This is a genomic window from Pseudomonas sp. GL-RE-26, from assembly GCF_019956275.1.
Classification (GTDB): Bacteria; Pseudomonadota; Gammaproteobacteria; order Pseudomonadales; family Pseudomonadaceae; genus Aquipseudomonas; species Aquipseudomonas grandcourensis.
Genome location: NZ_JAHBDI010000010.1, coordinates 1 through 15841 on the forward strand (window position 1 = coordinate 1; position 15841 = coordinate 15841).

The window sequence follows — 15841 nt, forward strand, 5'->3', positions numbered from 1 at the left end:
CAGCTTCTTGATGGTTTCCGGGGTTGCAGCAACCCGTGTTTCACCGGTCTGGGTTTCGAGAGGAACACCAATGTGCACGTCAAATCTCCTGCGTGATCTTATAGAGTAAACCCATGCACTACGGATGAATGGGGACGGCAGGGACAGCCGATCAGCACGATTGCGCCAAATCAGAACGATCCATCATCCGGACACTGGCAAAAGTCGATTCGTTTCGTGCTTGGTCTAGCGCCGTCAGCGGTCTAGTCGATGACTGCTGCGTAGTCGCAAGCGTTGCAGGCTTGCGACTCAATTCAGTGCTGGAACGCTCGTCGCTTGGTGGAACACCAAAGTACTCGCGATAGCATTTGGAAAAGTGTGGTGTGGATACGAAACCGCATACATACGCCAACTCAATGATCGACAATGATGTTTGCTTAAGCAGTTGTCGCGCTCGAACAAGACGTAACCTTAAGTAGTAGCGTGACGGCGTACAGTGAAGGTATTTCTGAAATAGCCGTTCCAGCTGTCGACGTGACAGATCAACGTATTCTGCAAGGTTGTCCAGGTCGATCGGTTCCTCGAGATTGGCCTCCATCAACGCGACGATCTCCTGCAGCTTAGGCTGATGAGTTCCCAGCACATGCCTGAGCGGAACGCGCTGATGGTCCTGTTCGTTGCGTATGCGCTCGTAAACAAACATCTCAGAGATGGCTGCAGATAATTCACGACCATGATCGCGACCAATCAGGTGCAGCATCATGTCCAGCGGCGCTGTTCCCCCGGAGCTTGTGAAGCGGTTCCGGTCGAGGGTAAAGAGGCTCGCGCTGATGCTGACCCGTGGGAAAGCCTCCTGCATGGCGGCCAGAAATTCCCAATGCACGCTGCACTCGTAGCCGTCGAGCAGCCCGGCTTTTGCGAGCGCCCAGCTACCGGTGCACACACCTCCCAACCGTCTGGATCGACGCGCCAAGGCTTGCAGCCAGGTAATGTGCTCGCGGGTAATCACGCTCTGGACTCCAACACCACCGCACACGATTACAGTGTCCGCCACTAATGGATTGTTCCACGAAGCATCCGGAGTGATCGGCACGCCGTCACTGGCCCAGACAGGCTCTCCATCGGGGCTGAACGTATGCCAGCGATATAGCTCTCGCCCCGACAACTGATTGGCCATGCGCAGTGGCTCTACTGCGGACGCCAGGGAAATCAGTGTGAATTTATCCAACAACAGAAAACCAACGGATTGAGTCGTACCGTCGGACACGGTGGAGTTCGATGACATCGTGGTCATGTCCTCACAAAGAGCGATTACGGCCTGAGACGCAGGAGCTTGTAATACCCCCCTGCCTTGGCGTAGGGAGTATCAGGTTTGGCGCAATACCTCCTTGGTTTTATCCCACTGACGTCACTCTCGCAGCCTGAGCAGGGTGACGCGACGTCACAAGGCCGATAAAGGAAATCGCCAGCGCCAGTCCAATGGTTGTGCTGACTTCGGTACGGTGCTCCGGGGTGATCATCATGACTGCCAGCGCTGCGCAAATGAACGCAATCACCAGCCAGGTCAGCCATGGAAACAGCCACATGCGAAAGCTCAGCTCAACGTTCTGCCGATGCAACATCCGGCGCATGCGCAGCTGCGACACCGCAATGGCCAGGTACACCAGCAAGGCAATCGCGCCGGAGCTGGCTAGCAGGAAGTCAAACAGCCCGGCGGGCATGAAGTAACTCCACACGGTGATCGCTGCGCCCAGCACGGTGCTGGCGATGACTGCTGCCCGCGGTACGCCTTCGGAGGAGGTCGCTTTCAGCGCCTTAGGCGCATCGCCACGACGGCCCAGCGAGTACAGCATGCGCGAAGCAATGTAGATCGAGGAGTTCATGCAACTGGCCACGGCGATCAGCACCACCACGTCCACCATGAACTTGGCGTGGGGAATGTTCATGATCTCCAGTGCCCGCTGGTAGGAGCCTACCTGGGCGAGCAGCGGATCGTTCCAGGGCACCACGGAGATGACCACGAAAATCGACAACAGGTAGAACACGCCGATGCGCCAAATCACCGAACGCGTGGCCTTGGCAATGTTCTGCGAGGGATTGTCGGATTCGGCGGCGGCGATGGTCACCGCCTCAGTCCCGATGAAGCTGAACATGATGGTGATGAAAGCGCCGACTACCGCCGACAGGCCGTTGGGAGCAAATCCGCCATGCTCGGCCATCAGGCCGCTCAAGCCGCTGACCTCCCGTTCGGGCACCCAACCCATCAGCACGGCAAAACCCACGCCGATGAAACCGATGATCGCCACGACCTTGGCCATGGCGAACCAGAATTCGAATTCGCCGTACTTGGAGACACTGAACAGATTGGTGATCACCAACGCAATGATCGACACCAGGGCGAACAGCCAGGCATCGATCTGGGGAAACCACTGGTTCAACACATGGCCGGCGGCCAGTGCTTCGATAGGGATCACCAGCACCCAGAACCACCAGTACAGCCAACCGATGGTGAAGCCTGCCCAACGACCTATTGCCTGGTCGGCATAGGTGGAGAACGAGCCTGTGTCCGGGTTGGCCACCGCCATTTCACCGAGCATGCGCATGACCAGAACGACGAGCAGGCCTGAGAATAGATAGGCCAGCAGGACGGCCGGCCCGGCAGCTGCAATGGCATGTCCTGAGCCAACGAATAAACCGGCGCCGATAATCCCGGCGATTGACAGCATTGTTACGTGACGAGGCTTGAAGCCCTGCGCCAATTGTCCACTCGAATCCTTGGAGTTCGGGCTAATCATTGGTTTTTTTTTCTCTGCTGATCGACATTTAGGCGAATTGATAGGGGCAACAGATCATCATTGTTGCCTGCTGGGCTTCCTGAAAGAGGCACCCTTCAACCGCTGCAGTTCTTATCAAACCCATCATCGCGATGTGGTTATTTCGATGAAAAGATGCGCCACCTTACCCGGCTTGTCCGACAATTCAGTTACCTGTTCACGCCGCCTCCTTGCCTGATATCGCCACATGCCAATTTAGCGTTCACAGCGAAAACCAATCGGTCACGAAATGGCTGGGCGCAATCATATTGTTTTGTTGAGGATTCTGCTAAAGCAGCAACGGATGGGGATAGCCTGGAAGGTTTAAGCGGGCGAGAAGGTTTCGGGACGAGGGCCGCGAGATCTCTCTGGGAAGAGCGGATTGGATGATTGCAGCCTGTCGCGAGCGGCTGAAAACGACCCATAGCTGACGGTGACGAAAGGCAGAAATCGGCTGAGTAGTCAGTCAGATGTGTTTTCGAAATCAGGGGCTGCTCACACCACCGCAGTTAGCTACGAACTCAACAGTTATGGTTTCACTGCGTGATCACCATCAATGTGGGGAGCCTCCGCTGGTTTCTTCTCCGGAACTATAAAACTCACTGTCGTACTGGTGAGGATTTTGTGAGTCGGGTCGGCCACTTCAAGAAGAACCTTGTGCGTGCCGGGCGTCAGTCCAACCAGGATAATCGGGTCTTCGCTGGTGTGCGCCCATGTACCTTTCCAGTCGTCGACGGTCACGTGGAGGTGACCGAGACGTGGTGATACATCAGCAGCCGCTTTGCCAAATACCGGCATGATCCGGGCGTGTTCTGCTCGATACTGGATTATGACAACACCGCGGGCGAGTGGCTCGGCAAGCGGTGGGTAGGCAATGAGTTTTGGCGCAGTCTCATTTTCCAATGGAAGTATTGCCGGTGGGGAATCGGTGTCCGCTAACGCTTGTCCACACACGGCTGTGCAAATGAAGACACCCAAAGCCAGGGCCAATAGATTTCCGGGAACGAGGGACATGGTGTTTTTCTCCCGTGTGATTTCATTCAAGCCTGGATCAATCCGGGTATTTCCCAGTGTGGTACAAAATTGGTACGAGCGGAATTGAAAGCTGGCGTAACCCGTTGTCTTGATGCCCACAGCCCCCCAGTTAATTATGTGGGGCGCACAACATCAAAGGTGAATCGGAGCCGCGGTCCGGAAAAGAAACCGCGGCGACCGATCAATCAGGCGGCGGGGAGCAGGCCTTTCTGTTTGGCGACATGAGTCGCCAGTGCGTCCATCAAGTCCGGGGACAGACAGTCATAGGGTTCCAGGCCGATCGAGCGCAGGCGCTCGCGGATAGCCTTCATTTGGGCTGGCGGTGTGCCGGTTTCGATGATGGAGGACACGAACGCCGCGAATCCCGGCGCAGCCCATCCGCTCTGTGGCGAAAGCTCGGTGTGGACGAAGTCCAGGCCATAAAACGCATGGCCCTTGTTTTCGATGCGCCCAAAGAGATGGGCGTGACACTGCTTGCAGGCGTGGCGCTGGATGGTGGCGGATTCGTCGACAATCGCCAGTTTTTCGCCGTGGGCAATGACGCTGACCTTATCTCGAGGCACCACGGCGATGACGGCGAATGTCGCGTTTTGTGGTTTCCAGCATTTGCTGCAGCCGCACGCGTGGTTATGCAGGGTTTGTGCGTCGATCTTGACCTCGACCTTGTCGGTCGCACACAGGCATTGCAAGGTGCCACCTGTGAAATTCGCGGCGGCGGGTTGGATACCATTGTCCAGTGCAGGGTGAAGTTGCAAGGTGCTCATGCTGGCGTCTCCGTTTCAGGGTGTCAGACAAAAGTGCCTGGGGCCGTGCCCCAGACCGGTAGTTCATCGGAACTCGATGACCGCGCAGATCGATTTGCCTTCATGCATCCGATCGAACCGCGGCGGATTTCGAAAAGGACACAGTGCATAAACGAGCGACCTCCTTCGGTGCGACCGTTCGGTTACCCAGATCAAGAATAGTCTGCGATGCCTAAGTCGCTGCCACTCACATCAGCCAATCAACTCGTGGACCGGTCGCCGGTCTGTAGACCTTCGGCGGCACGTTCTCTTGGGCTCTTCATCAAAGCTCCCTGGAAGGCGAGGGTGGAAAGGTATGCCCGGGGTCTTGAAATGCGCCTGCACTCAATGACCAGTGCCCGAAGTTAACCCAGCATCTGTTCGGTAAATAGCGTCACGGCAATGATGATCATGGTCGCTCCAGAGAAACGACTGACCCACTGAGCGGCGGCTGGGCGTGCCTTTAGAACAACCTGTGAGCCAAACCCGACCAGTAGATAAATAACGCCACAACTGACGGTGTGGACGAGCCCGAGCGCTAGCATCTGCGTCGGTACGGGCCAGGAGGCAGTGGCGTCGGCAAACTGGGGCAAGAGCGCCAGGAACAGTAGGAACACTTTCGGATTCAAGCCGCTGACGCAAAGCCCCTTGAGCGCCCAGCGCAGCCATGAGCCTGACATCTGAACCTCATCGGAGTGGGGGGTGGAGGGACGGGTGAGCATGTTGATGCCCAACCAAAGCAGGTAACCCGCGCCGGCCACCGTCAGCACTGACATGACCCCAGGATGGTTGGCGACCAGGGTGCCAACACCCGCGGCTACCACCACCGTGGCAATCAAGTGGCCGGATAACAGTCCGCCCACAGCCGGTATGACCACGCGATGCTTCAAACCGGCGGATATCGCGTAGGCCCAATCCGCTCCGGGCGTCACGACGAACAGAAACGACACTGCCCAGAAGGCAACAAAGACACTGAAGGTCATGGTGTCACCCGCGCCCGTTCATCAATCAATGCGTTATTCATCATTCCGCCTCTCATATCAAAGGCCGCTCCTCTTGTTTCCTGAAGAGGAGTACGGCTGTTAATGGATGGAGGAAGATTAATCAAATGTTGTTAGAATTAACTTTCAAAGATGATCGTATTTGCGTTCCAAAGAGGGAGATTATTCTGCATGGACAGAGCTGACCGGAAGATTCTTGCCGAACTGCAAAAGGATGGTCGCCTTTCGGTCACTGAACTTGCCGAGCGTGTGGGCTTGAGCCTTTCACCCTGTCATCGGCGAGTGCGGGCACTGGAGGACTCCGGTGTATTGCTGGGTTATCGCGCGCAACTTGATCCCGGTGCACTGGGCCTGAATTTTTCCGCAATGGTATTTGCCACGCTCCGCGAGGGTGACCGGCAAGCCGTCGAGGCGTTCGAGGCGGCGCTCATTGATATACCCCAGGTGGTCGATGCCCAGAGGCTGTTTGGGGAGCCGGACTACCTGCTGCACGTCGTTGCCCAGGACTTGCCCGCCTTTCAACGGCTTTACGATGAGAGCCTCTCGACATTGCCTAATGTGCAACGGCTCACCTCGACCCTGGTCATGAAGCGGGTCATTCAAGACCGGCCGCTACCTTTGTGATCGGCCCAACGGAAGATAACGTTCTTGTCTCTCAAACAGCCTCCCCGTAGAGGGGAGGCTGTCATCGTCAGAAGTCGAAGAACACCGTCTCCGCTTCGCCTTGAAGGTGAATGTCGAAGCGGTAGGCCAGCTTCCCGTCAACCGTGCAGCGCCTGGCAATCAGGGATTCACGCCGATGTGGCTGTTCGATCAGATTCAATACGGGGTCCACGGCATTCGCCTCGGGTTCGTCGTCGAAATACAGTCGCGTCTGCAGGTGAATGTTGATGCCCCGGGCGAACAGCGACACATTGACATGCGCTGCCATGGGCACACCCGAGGCATTGTTCACCAGGCCAGGTTTGACGGTTTCGATCGTCCATTCGCCGGCATCGGTAGTGGCGGTACGACCAAAGCAGTTGAAGGGTTTTTCCAGATCGAAACCGCTGTCGTAGAGGCCTTCGTGATTGGCCTGCCAGAGTTCCAGGAACGCGTCACGAATCAAGTGGCCGTTACCGTCATAAACGTGACCCAGCAATAGAATGTGCTCGCCTGGCGCGCCAGGTTTTGCCATCTGGTTCCAGATTTCCTGTTCCCGCGGTGGGTTGCCGGCCGCCTCCAGGGCCAGTCCGATATGCACATAGGGGCCGGCTGTTTGCGATGGGGTTTCAGGTAGAAGTTGAACGGGCATATGCAGGCCTCCTCAGCAGTTTTCGAAGTGGGTCTTGCGCTGGCCGCGCAGGACGATATCAAAGCGATAAGCCAGGCAATCCATGGGATTGGCCATGCTCATGTCGAGCCTGGCGATCAGGCTCTGTACCGCGTCCGGATTGGCGATCGACTTGACGATCGGGCACATGGGGATCAGCGGATCGCCTTCGAAATACAGCTGGGTAATCAGGCGCGTGGCAATGGACGGGCCACTGATGGAGACATGGATATGGGCGGGTCGCCAGTCATTGGGACCGTTGCGCCATGGGTAGGGACCGGGCTTGACCGTGCGGAAACTGTAGTTGCCATCGCGGTCGGTCAAGGCACGGCCGACGCCACCGAAATTCGGATCAAGAGGCGCCAGATAACTGTCTTTTTTATGCCGGTAACGACCACCGGCATTGGCTTGCCACATTTCCACCAGCGTGTGTGGGATCGGCTTGCCGTACTGGTCGCAAACCCGACCCGCGACAATGATGCGTTCGCCGATGGGCAGGCCACCGTGATTGAAATTCAGCAGCAGGTCGTTATCGTACCGGCCCATCTTCAGATGGGAAAAATCCGGGCCGCTGGTTTCCGAGACAGACTGGGGAATGCTCACCAGTGCCTGGCGGGGGGAGCGCAGGATCGAAGTCTTGTAGTCAGGTGTCAGGGCTTTGGGATGCCAATTACGGTCACGAATGGCGAAGCGGCTTTCATGCGCATCAGACATGTCGTTTTTCCTATTGTTATGGTTGGTCAGAGGCAAGTACTGCGATGGCAGCGACTTGCAGCCCAGTCTCCTCTTGTGCGGCCCAACCCAAAATTGAAAAAACCGACTTGTTGCATGTCCAAATGGTTATGGATATTTCCCTTCGCGATACTCTTGCCCGACCTCGCGCAGTGCCTCCACGCACCATTGGGCCGCGGGTGTCACCGGCAACACAGGATTTGTGCAGAGCCCCACGGAACCACCGGCTTCACGCATCCCCAGTTCCACCAGCTCACCTAGCTTCAAGTCATGTCTGACCGCGTCAAACGGCGCGACCCAGATTGCCTGGCTGCATTGGACGTAGCGCCGGCTAAGGGCAATCGACAGGGTTTCCAGGCGTTGGCGCGAGGGGGAGATCCCGTGCTGCACAAACAGGCTGTCGGCGAATTTGCGGATCGTCGTACCCGCCAGCGGCAATACCACCGGATAGTCTTCGAGGTTTTTATGCCCCGGTGGATCACGCAGCACTGGATGGTCTTTACGTACCACCAGGGTCATGGATTCGCTGTAAAGGTGCTCGAACGTCAACCCGTGAATCGATGGGCTATCGGTCATTCTGCCGACCACCAGGTCCAGCTCGCCGACACGCAGTTGGGACAGCAGGTAGGCGCTCGGCCCGGTCACGACACTGACCGCCAGGGCGGGATGCCGGTCGTGCAAGCGGCAGACAACTTCAGGCACCAACAGGCTTTCGACGGTGGAGAGCACGCCGAGTCGTACGGCGATCGGCTCATGCACACCGGAGCGCAAACTGTTGACCCCTTCACGCAGCGATTGCACGCTTGGCCCCGCATAACGCAAAAAGGCCACCCCGGCCTCAGTCAGCGTCGAGCCCTTTTTGCTCCGCTCGAACAGCCTGGCGGCCAGTAGGGATTCCAGTTCCTTGAGGGTTTTTGAAAGCGCCGGCTGGCTGATTGCCAACTTGTCGCAGGCACGTGCCAGGCTGCCCTGGCGCGCCACCTCGAGAAAACACACCAGATGACGGAATTTGATTCGGGTGTCGATGTTCAATCTGCTGCTCCGTCTTCGTGGTGTGGCATTCATTACGCCTGTTGACCGATGCTCGCAATATGGTGGTTATCGGTCAACATTCGGCAGTTCGCAGCTCGGGATCAGTCGTCCCAGTTTGACCGCCTGCTGATAAAGCACCTGCATGGCGGATTCGCCAAGCGGCTCGAACCGCGAGTAGACAAAGCTGATATCGAAATGAGTCGCCTCAACCAGCGGTACGACGATCAGCCCGCTGTCCTGGTCCACGAACTCATCGATGATGGTCAGCCCCATGCCTTGCTTGACCAAGGTGACCGCTCGAGGAGATCGCCAACATGATGACCTGGATCGCCGGCCCCGAGTGCAGCTTCACCACGGGCTTTGTGTTTGACCTCAGTGGCGGGAGGGCCACCTATTGAGAGGCCTGGGTGTCGCGCACCTCACCGCGCTGGAGCTGGCGCCCGACGCGTTGGTACGAGAAGGCGGCGCGCGCGGGTTGGCATGAACGTGCATATCTTGCAGATCCTTGGTATTACCTCACACCCTCTTTTGAACGAGCGCTTCTGGCCGATGGCTGCCTCTGACGAGGGGCAGCTACCGACCCAAAGCGGACTCCCAACGATGACTGCTTTCGGTAACAGTGCCCCTTCAAGTATCAATGTCTGAATAAGTACATTGGGGCCGATTCGCGAACAGCTTTCTTTCTGAGCTACGGCAATATCGGTTCGCGTCAATCTGCCAGTACCGATGTATGCAGAACATCAGTACTGGCTTCGGCGCTACTTGACCTCCTCAACCTCATAATTCACATAGCCGAACTCGTTGCTGCGTGCCGCCATGTATTTGCCGTTTTGCTCGAATACTGTGGCCTCGAAGGGGGTGCCGCCGAGTGTTGTCACTAGATGTCCGTCCTTGATTTCATATTTGGCCGGTACGCCAAACTGGCCGTCATGCAGCATGTTCAGGTATTCCCCTTGCGTAGGCGGCTTGCCATCGACGCTGGTGACCAGGCGTTGGCCTTCGGTGCCATAGACTATCTCGAACGTCTGGCCGGTGACGGTATTGCGCACTTTGATGGTTTTGCCCACCACATAGGCTTGCAGCTGCTCGTTGTTGAGCGCTTTGGCGCCTTCGGTTTTCAGCTGATCGATGGTTTTGCCCGCAGCGACAAGCTTGCTGTCCTCAACTGTCGGCGTGTACCAGATCGGCGAAGTCCACGCACGTTCCTGGACGGTGGTCGAGACGTCGGCCGGCGGCGGTACTTGCAGCTTGGCCGCGTCATAGGTGCTCCAGCGAGGGGTCGGAATCTGTAGCACGCGGGCGTAGTAGAACGCGTGCCGGGCCGGATCGAAATCCGGATCGACCCAGACTTTTTTCAGCTCGGTGGCACCAATGGTATTGGTGTAAGTCGCCTTGGAAACATCGACCGTGGAGCCCACCGGTGGGATTTTGCCGGTGGCCTGGTCCAGTTGGCGATCACCGGACCAGGCGACGTCGTAGACCTTCTCGAAGGTCTGGCCGTTTTTGGTCCAGCCCTTGATGATCTGGATTCGGTCGAGGTTGCCATCGTCGACATCCTTGACCGCCCACACCACGAAGGACGGCGTCTGTTTACCCTGTTTTGCCGGCAAGTCGCCGCCCATGGGAACGCCCTTGGCGTAGGCGGCATGCACCCAGTCTTTTTCATTCCACAAACTGCTGTCGAAACCCCAGCCACCAAACATGCGCACGGGGATGCGCACACCGCTGGTGCCATAGACTTCTTTGCGCTTCATGGCATCGAAGATCGATTCACGAGTGTTCTCTTCGGCCCAGACACCGGCCAAACCGGAGGTGCTGGTTTGCAAGGCAATCAACCCCGAGTTCTGTTTGTCGGAAAGACGCGCCGCTGGGGTGCTGTCGGTAAAGCCGTGGGAGCCGAAGTTGTAGCTCTGGGAATAAGGAATCACCCCATTGTGCGAGTCACTGGCGCCGACCACGCCCATTTTGTAAGGGTTGTATCCACGAGCTTGCTGCAAAGCCATGCCGTTTTGCCAAGCTTGCCTTACGTAACTGCCATTGATTTTCGACGTGCTGTTGTCGATGCCGAGCAGGAAACTCATGACTTCATAATTGGCAAATTCGTCTGTCGGCGACAGTTCGGGGTGGGTTTCCGAGGTGCCCTTTACCTGGTGAATTTCGGTGAGGGATTCATTGCGCATCCGCGTCTCGGCCCAGGCGGCATCGATGGGGCGCCCACGGTCATCTACGTCCACCGGAAACATCAGGCCGTTGCTGAGGTTGGCATTGTGGGAGATCGCCAGCACCTCGTTGCCTTTTTTGCGTTGATCGTCCATCCAGCCCCACAAATCCTCCGGTTTGTCCGAATCGAGGGCTGTGAAGGGCAGGTCCGGCACCTTCTTCGAGTCGCGAAAAAACACATTGCGGTGCATGTTTTGATTGTTGGGGGCCGAGGTCCATTCATAGGCTACAAACGTGGTGAACTTGCCGGGCTTGTAGTACTTGTCGGCGATGGCGATGTTCTGCTGCCAGATACTGCCGGCAACCTTCGGGTCGATCAGCTCCTTGATCGGGTGGCTCAAGCTGCCGGCGATCCACTTGAACACCCGGTTGAAATCTTCCGGGGTTTTGACAATCAGCTTTTGCGCGATGGGCAGCTTGCTGAAGTCTGACTTCGGATCGTTGGCCAAGGCGATCACGCCCACGTATTCCGAGTGGTCGGTCACGCCATGGAAATCCAGCGGGCGGCCCTTGAGTTGCACTTCAAACCCCATTGGATGCTTGATCGGCATCCCAAGTGAGTATTGGTACGTCTGCTCGGGATCGACCTGGTGGTTGCCGATCAGGTAGGCATCAATCGACCAGGAGCTGTGCGAGTGTGTCTGGCCAAAGTAAACCTCGCGATCCGGGTTGCCCTCTGCCAATGCCAGCGTGCTGACCGTTAACACGGCGCAACCGAGCAGTGTTGGCACGGTGAAATGTGTAGGGTTTTTCATATTCCACGTCTCCGGAATACGGCAATGACAGGGTGCAACTCAGGACAAGAAACTCGCGACTCTTTGGAAAAACCAGAAGGCAGCCAGCGTACCCAACCCGTAAGAAGCAATCGGTCGGGCATACAGGACTGCGGGCCGTGGCAGTCGACAACGCAGCAGCAGTGCGCGCAGGCTCAACACGACGGCGACGAACATCAGTTGGCCGATCTCGACGCCGACATTGAAGGTGAACAGCGCCAGCGGCAGATCGCGCTGCGGCAAACCGATTTGCGCCAGCGCATCGGCAAAACCGAAGCCATGCAACAGGCCAAAACAGAACGCCACCACCCATGGCCACTGGAGGGTGAAACTGGTTTCGTCACGGTTCTTGCGGGCGATTTCCACTGCCAGCAACAGTATGCTCAGCGCAATCGTCGCTTCCACAGGAGGGCCGGGCAGCCGCACCGCACCCAGTGTAGCGAGTGCCAGAGTGACGGAATGGGCGAGGGTGAATGCGGTGATGGTCTTCACCAGCATCCAGCCATTACCCACCAGCAGAAGGAGACCGAAGACGAACAGCAGGTGATCGAAGCCCCCCAGGATGTGTTGGATGCCATGAACCAGAAATGCACCGGCCACCGAGAACGCTCCCGGTGTGGCAGCAATCTCTATCCAGGGTTGCGCAGGGTGGACGAGGGTGGTCGTCAGGCTGCCGTCCAGGCGCGAGACACGCACCAGCACATCGGTGATGCTCGCTTGCAGGCCGATGAATTGAATACGTTGCCCGACCAGTCCTGCGGGACCGGCTTCAATAACTCGACGCTCGATCAGTGAATCGTTCAGTTCGCTTTCCACGGGCTCAACGACAGTGCGCACACCTTCGGCAAACCGGAGCGCAATCGGCAATCGCATGCCTGAAAGCACAGGTGTGCGCCACAGTACGTCATAGCGCCCGACGGCCGTTTCGTTGAGTTCCAGGTAAGCGGGGCGCGACTCATGGGCCATGGCCGTTAGCCCCACGAGCCAGAGCACCAACAGCAGCCATACCGTGCGCCTCATCACGGCTGCTCCTTGTGTGTGGCGGCAATCGCACCGGCGGAAGCAGGTACCATCACCACGACCTCATAGCGTGCTTTCAGTGCATCGAAATTTGCGCGTTTCGATGCGCTGCGTTGTTCGGACATCCAATCGGACTTGACCTGCTGGGCCACGGCTTCGAAGGGCGGAGGAGGTGATTTGGCCAGCGCATCAATCCACACCAGGTGCCAGCCAAAACCCGACTCCACAGGCCCCACCCAACCCCCCGGCGTTTGCTTGAACAATGAAATGGCGAACGTTGAACCAAAGACCCGCGCCACCTGATCCCGGGATTGTTCCGAGTAGGCGTTTTTAAACATAAAGGCATCGCCTTCACCACTGTTCTTGTCAGACAGCCCACTGAGTGCGGACTGAGCCTGCGCTTGCGCATCCGCACCACGTTTGTCCAAAGCGAAAAACAAATGATGGAAAGTCAAAAGTGGCGGCGGGGCATATTGGTCCTGATGCTGGTTGTACCAGGCCTCAAGTACGCCGGGTGCCGGTTCGTGAAGTGACGCTACATCCTCAGCGAGGAAGTCCATTTTTTGCGCCAGTCGGCGGCGAATAATAGTGTCGTCTTTATCCAGGCCAAGTTTCAGTGCTTCGCGATAGAGGATTTCCTCTTTCACATATTCCTCAATCAGGCCCTGCAACTGTTGCTCCGATGCGGGTCGCTGCCATCGCGCCAGCCAGGAAATCGCGATCCGCTGAACAACTTCAGGGGTGATTTCGATGCGTTGCGGATCTTGATCAAGGGTTGGACGGTGTAAACCTCCGTACAACACAAAGAGTGCAAAGCCGGCGATCAGAAAGTGCAATAACGGCTGGCGGAGGCATCGCTTGATTAACGAAAATCGAGATTCTTTCGCTTCGCAGACGCTTAAGTTCATGACTTATTGCCCCACGCTATACTGCGAATGGTTTTCGCAGCAGGGTGGAGTATTGCCGCTGTACCGGAACTTTCCACCAAGGCTAATCACGATAAGCACTAAGGCTTAGTAGCAATCGGGTTAACCAATTCCTCAGGGCCGTCCAACCTTGCACCTATACAGCCCGGGACGGAGCGCCCATGTGATGAAAGGACTGCTTGTTTTCGCCGCGATCATCGAGGCAGCCACTGGCGTGGCGCTGATACTTATCCCGTCGCTGCTCGGGCAACTTCTGCTTGGCATCGAACTGACGGGCGTCATCGTCCCCGTGGCCGGCATCGCCCTCATCGCATTGGCCATCGCCTGCTGGCCGGGACCCGCAATGCTCGGGATGTTGGTCTATAACGCAGCCACTACGCTTTATCTCGCCTACGTTGGCATCTCAGGGGAATCGAGTGGGGTTTTATTGTGGCCGGTGGTCGTATTGCACGGGATCATGACGGTACTTTTGATTCGAGCAATGACATGCCAGCCGAGGAACTCACAGACGTAGTCAACGCGTGGCTAGTATGCGTTTTCAGACGCCGGCAAATCCTGCGGTTTTAAGGGGCACGCTCATCTACTCCTGGTCGGTTGCGGTACTCCTGATGATTCGACGCCAGGGCAACAGTTCAATGACTGCTTTTGGCTGTGGATTCAACCGGTCGATGCAACAGATTGGCTAAATCGTTCAGCCGCCAATCATCCGCCCCATGAAAGGCTTCGTTGGAAACCTTTTCTGATAGCGCTGAAGGGCGCACGTCTCAGTAAAACGCGTGCACGGGCTTTCCCTTATGGTTCTAACATGACGTCCGGGCGACCAACTTCATATTCGTCGAAGATCAGCGTCATGGGCCGGCAGTGACCAGTGCCGGATGCCTTCCTGGAATTCAAAAATTCGGTGTGTGCTGCGGGGGAGATGAGAGCTTAGTTACCCATCACCTCGTCCAGTGCCTGCTCGAGGGTACTGACCGTGCGCTCGATATTGTGCAGCTTTTCGAGTCCGAACAGACCGATGCGGAAGGTCTGGAAGTCGGCCGGCTCGTCGCATTGCAACGGCACTCCGGCGGCGATCTGTAGGCCGTGGTTGGCAAATTTCGTACCGCTCTTGATGTCGGCATCATCGGTGTAGCTCACCACTACGCCAGGGGCCTGAAAGCCGGCTGCGGCCACGCTTTTGATGCCTTTGCCGGTCAACATTGCGCGCACCCGATCGCCCAGAGCCTGTTGTTCGCCGCGGACCTTGTCGAAACCGTAGGTTTGCGTCTCTTTCATCACTTCGTTAAATCGCGCGAGGGAATCGCTGGGCATGGTCGCATGGTAGGCATGTCCGCCCTGTTCGTAGGCCTGCATGATCTGAAGCCACTTTTTCAGGTCGCAGGCGAAGCTGCTGCTATGCGTCTGTTCGATGCGCTCGAGGGCCAAAGAACTGAGCATCACCAGGGCGCAGCAAGGGGAGGCGCTCCAGCCTTTCTGCGGTGCGCTGATCAGCAGGTCGACTGCGCATTTCTGCATGTCAACCCAAAGCGTGCCTGAGGCGATGCAGTCCAGCACGAACAGGCCATCCACTGCATGCACGGCGTCGCCGACGGCCCGCAGGTACTCGTCGGGCAGGATAATCCCTGATGAGGTTTCAACGTGGGGGGCGAAGACAATCTGCGGCTTCTGCGCCTGAATGGCTGCCAGCACTTCGTCCAGAGGGGGTGGGGCGTAGGCAGCCTGGCGAGCAGTGTCGACCGGTCGGGCTTTCAGCACCGTGGTTGCCGCCGGGATGTTGCCCATCTCAAGGATCTGGCTCCAGCGATAACTGAACCAGCCGTTGCGTATCACCAGGCATTGCTGGTCGGTGGCAAACTGTCGCGCCACCGCTTCCATGCCGAATGTGCCGCTGCCCGGGACCACCGCAACAGCCTGGGCGTTGTAGACCTGTTTCAGGGTCCTGGAAATGTTCTTCATCACGCCTTGAAATGACTGCGACATGTGGTTGAGCGAGCGGTCGGTGTAGACCACTGAGTACTCGACCAGCCCCTCGGGATCGATACTGGGATATAGCTTTGACATGGGGTGACTCCTTTGGCAGAGATCTCAGTGGTATCGACCCTGCCCTAAGCCTTGGCAAATGACAAGATTGCTCGGGATTGAATTGCGACTTCTGTCGAGCGGCTGGCATCATCAGGTCGATTACTGGACGTAGCAATGCTCGCAGGTGGCTGCTG

15 protein-coding genes and 2 pseudogenes are annotated in these 15841 nt (G+C 57.3%); 3 read left to right on the plus strand and 14 right to left on the minus strand.

All coding sequences use genetic code 11. The features are described from left to right. The 6 genes from KGB07_RS06895 to KGB07_RS06920 all read right to left on the minus strand — a co-directional run. The coding region (locus tag KGB07_RS06895) for a hypothetical protein (protein ID WP_223441004.1) at positions 1-78 on the minus strand (78 nt) is incomplete at its 3' end. A gap of 73 nt (positions 79-151) precedes the next feature. Then, positions 152-1264, minus strand: a complete 1113-nt coding sequence (locus KGB07_RS06900) for a GlxA family transcriptional regulator (protein ID WP_411741528.1) — start codon at positions 1262-1264, stop codon at positions 152-154. A 109-nt stretch (positions 1265-1373) separates the two neighbouring features. Beyond that, on the minus strand, positions 1374-2774 hold the full coding sequence (gabP, locus tag KGB07_RS06905; RefSeq protein ID WP_223465017.1) for a GABA permease: 1401 nt from the start codon (positions 2772-2774) through the stop codon (positions 1374-1376). Positions 2775-3320: 546 nt separating this feature from the next. Beyond that, positions 3321-3806, minus strand: coding sequence for a DUF6130 family protein (locus KGB07_RS06910; protein ID WP_223465103.1), 486 nt, complete (start codon positions 3804-3806; stop codon positions 3321-3323). Positions 3807-4012: 206 nt separating this feature from the next. Beyond that, on the minus strand, positions 4013-4591 hold the full coding sequence (gene gfa / locus KGB07_RS06915) for an S-(hydroxymethyl)glutathione synthase (RefSeq protein ID WP_223465018.1): 579 nt from the start codon (positions 4589-4591) through the stop codon (positions 4013-4015). Positions 4592-4974: 383 nt separating this feature from the next. After that, positions 4975-5592: a LysE family translocator gene (locus KGB07_RS06920; RefSeq protein WP_223465019.1), complete on the minus strand. Its 618-nt coding sequence runs from the start codon at positions 5590-5592 to the stop codon at positions 4975-4977. A gap of 189 nt (positions 5593-5781) precedes the next feature. Here KGB07_RS06920 and KGB07_RS06925 point away from each other — a divergent pair, with 189 nt between their 5' ends. Beyond that, entirely contained in the window at positions 5782-6234 is a 453-nt protein-coding gene (locus KGB07_RS06925) for an Lrp/AsnC family transcriptional regulator (RefSeq protein ID WP_223465020.1), read from the plus strand. A 67-nt stretch (positions 6235-6301) separates the two neighbouring features. Here the strand turns inward: KGB07_RS06925 and pcaG are convergent, their stop codons facing one another. The 4 genes and pseudogenes from pcaG to KGB07_RS06945 all read right to left on the minus strand — a co-directional run. Next, positions 6302-6904, minus strand: a complete 603-nt coding sequence (gene pcaG / locus KGB07_RS06930; protein ID WP_223465021.1) for a protocatechuate 3,4-dioxygenase subunit alpha — start codon at positions 6902-6904, stop codon at positions 6302-6304. A gap of 12 nt (positions 6905-6916) precedes the next feature. Continuing rightward, positions 6917-7636: a protocatechuate 3,4-dioxygenase subunit beta gene (gene pcaH / locus KGB07_RS06935; protein ID WP_223465023.1), complete on the minus strand. Its 720-nt coding sequence runs from the start codon at positions 7634-7636 to the stop codon at positions 6917-6919. 126 nt (positions 7637-7762) lie between these two features. After that, on the minus strand, positions 7763-8686 hold the full coding sequence (pcaQ, locus tag KGB07_RS06940; protein WP_223465024.1) for a pca operon transcription factor PcaQ: 924 nt from the start codon (positions 8684-8686) through the stop codon (positions 7763-7765). Between the two features lie 66 nt (positions 8687-8752). Then, positions 8753-8992, minus strand: a pseudogene (locus tag KGB07_RS06945) (LysR family transcriptional regulator); the annotation flags it as partial. On the opposite strand from KGB07_RS06945, the pseudogene KGB07_RS06950 reads away from it, so the two are divergent. Beyond that, positions 8986-9084: pseudogene (locus tag KGB07_RS06950) on the plus strand (3-oxoacyl-ACP reductase); the annotation flags it as partial. The pseudogenes KGB07_RS06945 and KGB07_RS06950 overlap by 7 nt on opposite strands. A gap of 360 nt (positions 9085-9444) precedes the next feature. Here the strand turns inward: KGB07_RS06950 and KGB07_RS06955 are convergent. Genes KGB07_RS06955 through KGB07_RS06965 form a run of 3 tightly spaced genes read right to left on the minus strand, consistent with a single transcriptional unit; the run spans position 9445 to position 13607 of the window. After that, complete coding sequence (locus KGB07_RS06955) at positions 9445-11661, minus strand: DUF3604 domain-containing protein (protein WP_223465025.1); 2217 nt, start codon at positions 11659-11661, stop codon at positions 9445-9447. Positions 11662-11700: 39 nt separating this feature from the next. Next, positions 11701-12699, minus strand: coding sequence for a HupE/UreJ family protein (locus tag KGB07_RS06960; RefSeq protein ID WP_223465026.1), 999 nt, complete (start codon positions 12697-12699; stop codon positions 11701-11703). Continuing rightward, positions 12699-13607, minus strand: coding sequence for a peptidyl-prolyl cis-trans isomerase (locus KGB07_RS06965; protein WP_223465027.1), 909 nt, complete (start codon positions 13605-13607; stop codon positions 12699-12701). The genes KGB07_RS06960 and KGB07_RS06965 overlap by 1 nt, the downstream gene beginning before the upstream one ends. Positions 13608-13791: 184 nt before the next feature. On the opposite strand from KGB07_RS06965, the gene KGB07_RS06970 reads away from it, so the two are divergent. Next, positions 13792-14139 carry a hypothetical protein gene (locus tag KGB07_RS06970; RefSeq protein WP_046038350.1) on the plus strand — a complete coding sequence of 116 codons (348 nt, stop codon included), beginning with the start codon at positions 13792-13794 and terminating at the stop codon, positions 14137-14139. A gap of 413 nt (positions 14140-14552) precedes the next feature. On the opposite strand, the gene KGB07_RS06975 is transcribed toward KGB07_RS06970, so the two are convergent. Beyond that, positions 14553-15686, minus strand: coding sequence for an aminotransferase class V-fold PLP-dependent enzyme (locus KGB07_RS06975; RefSeq protein ID WP_223465028.1), 1134 nt, complete (start codon positions 15684-15686; stop codon positions 14553-14555). Between the last annotated feature and the right edge of the window lie 155 nt (positions 15687-15841).

Coding starts and splice junctions, on each gene's coding strand:
- KGB07_RS06900 (WP_411741528.1), bottom strand. CDS start 1,264: ATGTCATCGAACTCCACCGTGTCCGACGGTACGACTCAATCCGTTGGT.
- gabP (WP_223465017.1), bottom strand. CDS start 2,774: ATGATTAGCCCGAACTCCAAGGATTCGAGTGGACAATTGGCGCAGGGC.
- KGB07_RS06910 (WP_223465103.1), bottom strand. CDS start 3,806: ATGTCCCTCGTTCCCGGAAATCTATTGGCCCTGGCTTTGGGTGTCTTC.
- gfa (WP_223465018.1), bottom strand. CDS start 4,591: ATGAGCACCTTGCAACTTCACCCTGCACTGGACAATGGTATCCAACCC.
- KGB07_RS06920 (WP_223465019.1), bottom strand. CDS start 5,592: ATGACCTTCAGTGTCTTTGTTGCCTTCTGGGCAGTGTCGTTTCTGTTC.
- KGB07_RS06925 (WP_223465020.1), top strand. CDS start 5,782: ATGGACAGAGCTGACCGGAAGATTCTTGCCGAACTGCAAAAGGATGGT.
- pcaG (WP_223465021.1), bottom strand. CDS start 6,904: ATGCCCGTTCAACTTCTACCTGAAACCCCATCGCAAACAGCCGGCCCC.
- pcaH (WP_223465023.1), bottom strand. CDS start 7,636: ATGTCTGATGCGCATGAAAGCCGCTTCGCCATTCGTGACCGTAATTGG.
- KGB07_RS06955 (WP_223465025.1), bottom strand. CDS start 11,661: ATGAAAAACCCTACACATTTCACCGTGCCAACACTGCTCGGTTGCGCC.
- KGB07_RS06960 (WP_223465026.1), bottom strand. CDS start 12,699: ATGAGGCGCACGGTATGGCTGCTGTTGGTGCTCTGGCTCGTGGGGCTA.
- KGB07_RS06965 (WP_223465027.1), bottom strand. CDS start 13,607: ATGAACTTAAGCGTCTGCGAAGCGAAAGAATCTCGATTTTCGTTAATC.
- KGB07_RS06970 (WP_046038350.1), top strand. CDS start 13,792: ATGAAAGGACTGCTTGTTTTCGCCGCGATCATCGAGGCAGCCACTGGC.
- KGB07_RS06975 (WP_223465028.1), bottom strand. CDS start 15,686: ATGTCAAAGCTATATCCCAGTATCGATCCCGAGGGGCTGGTCGAGTAC.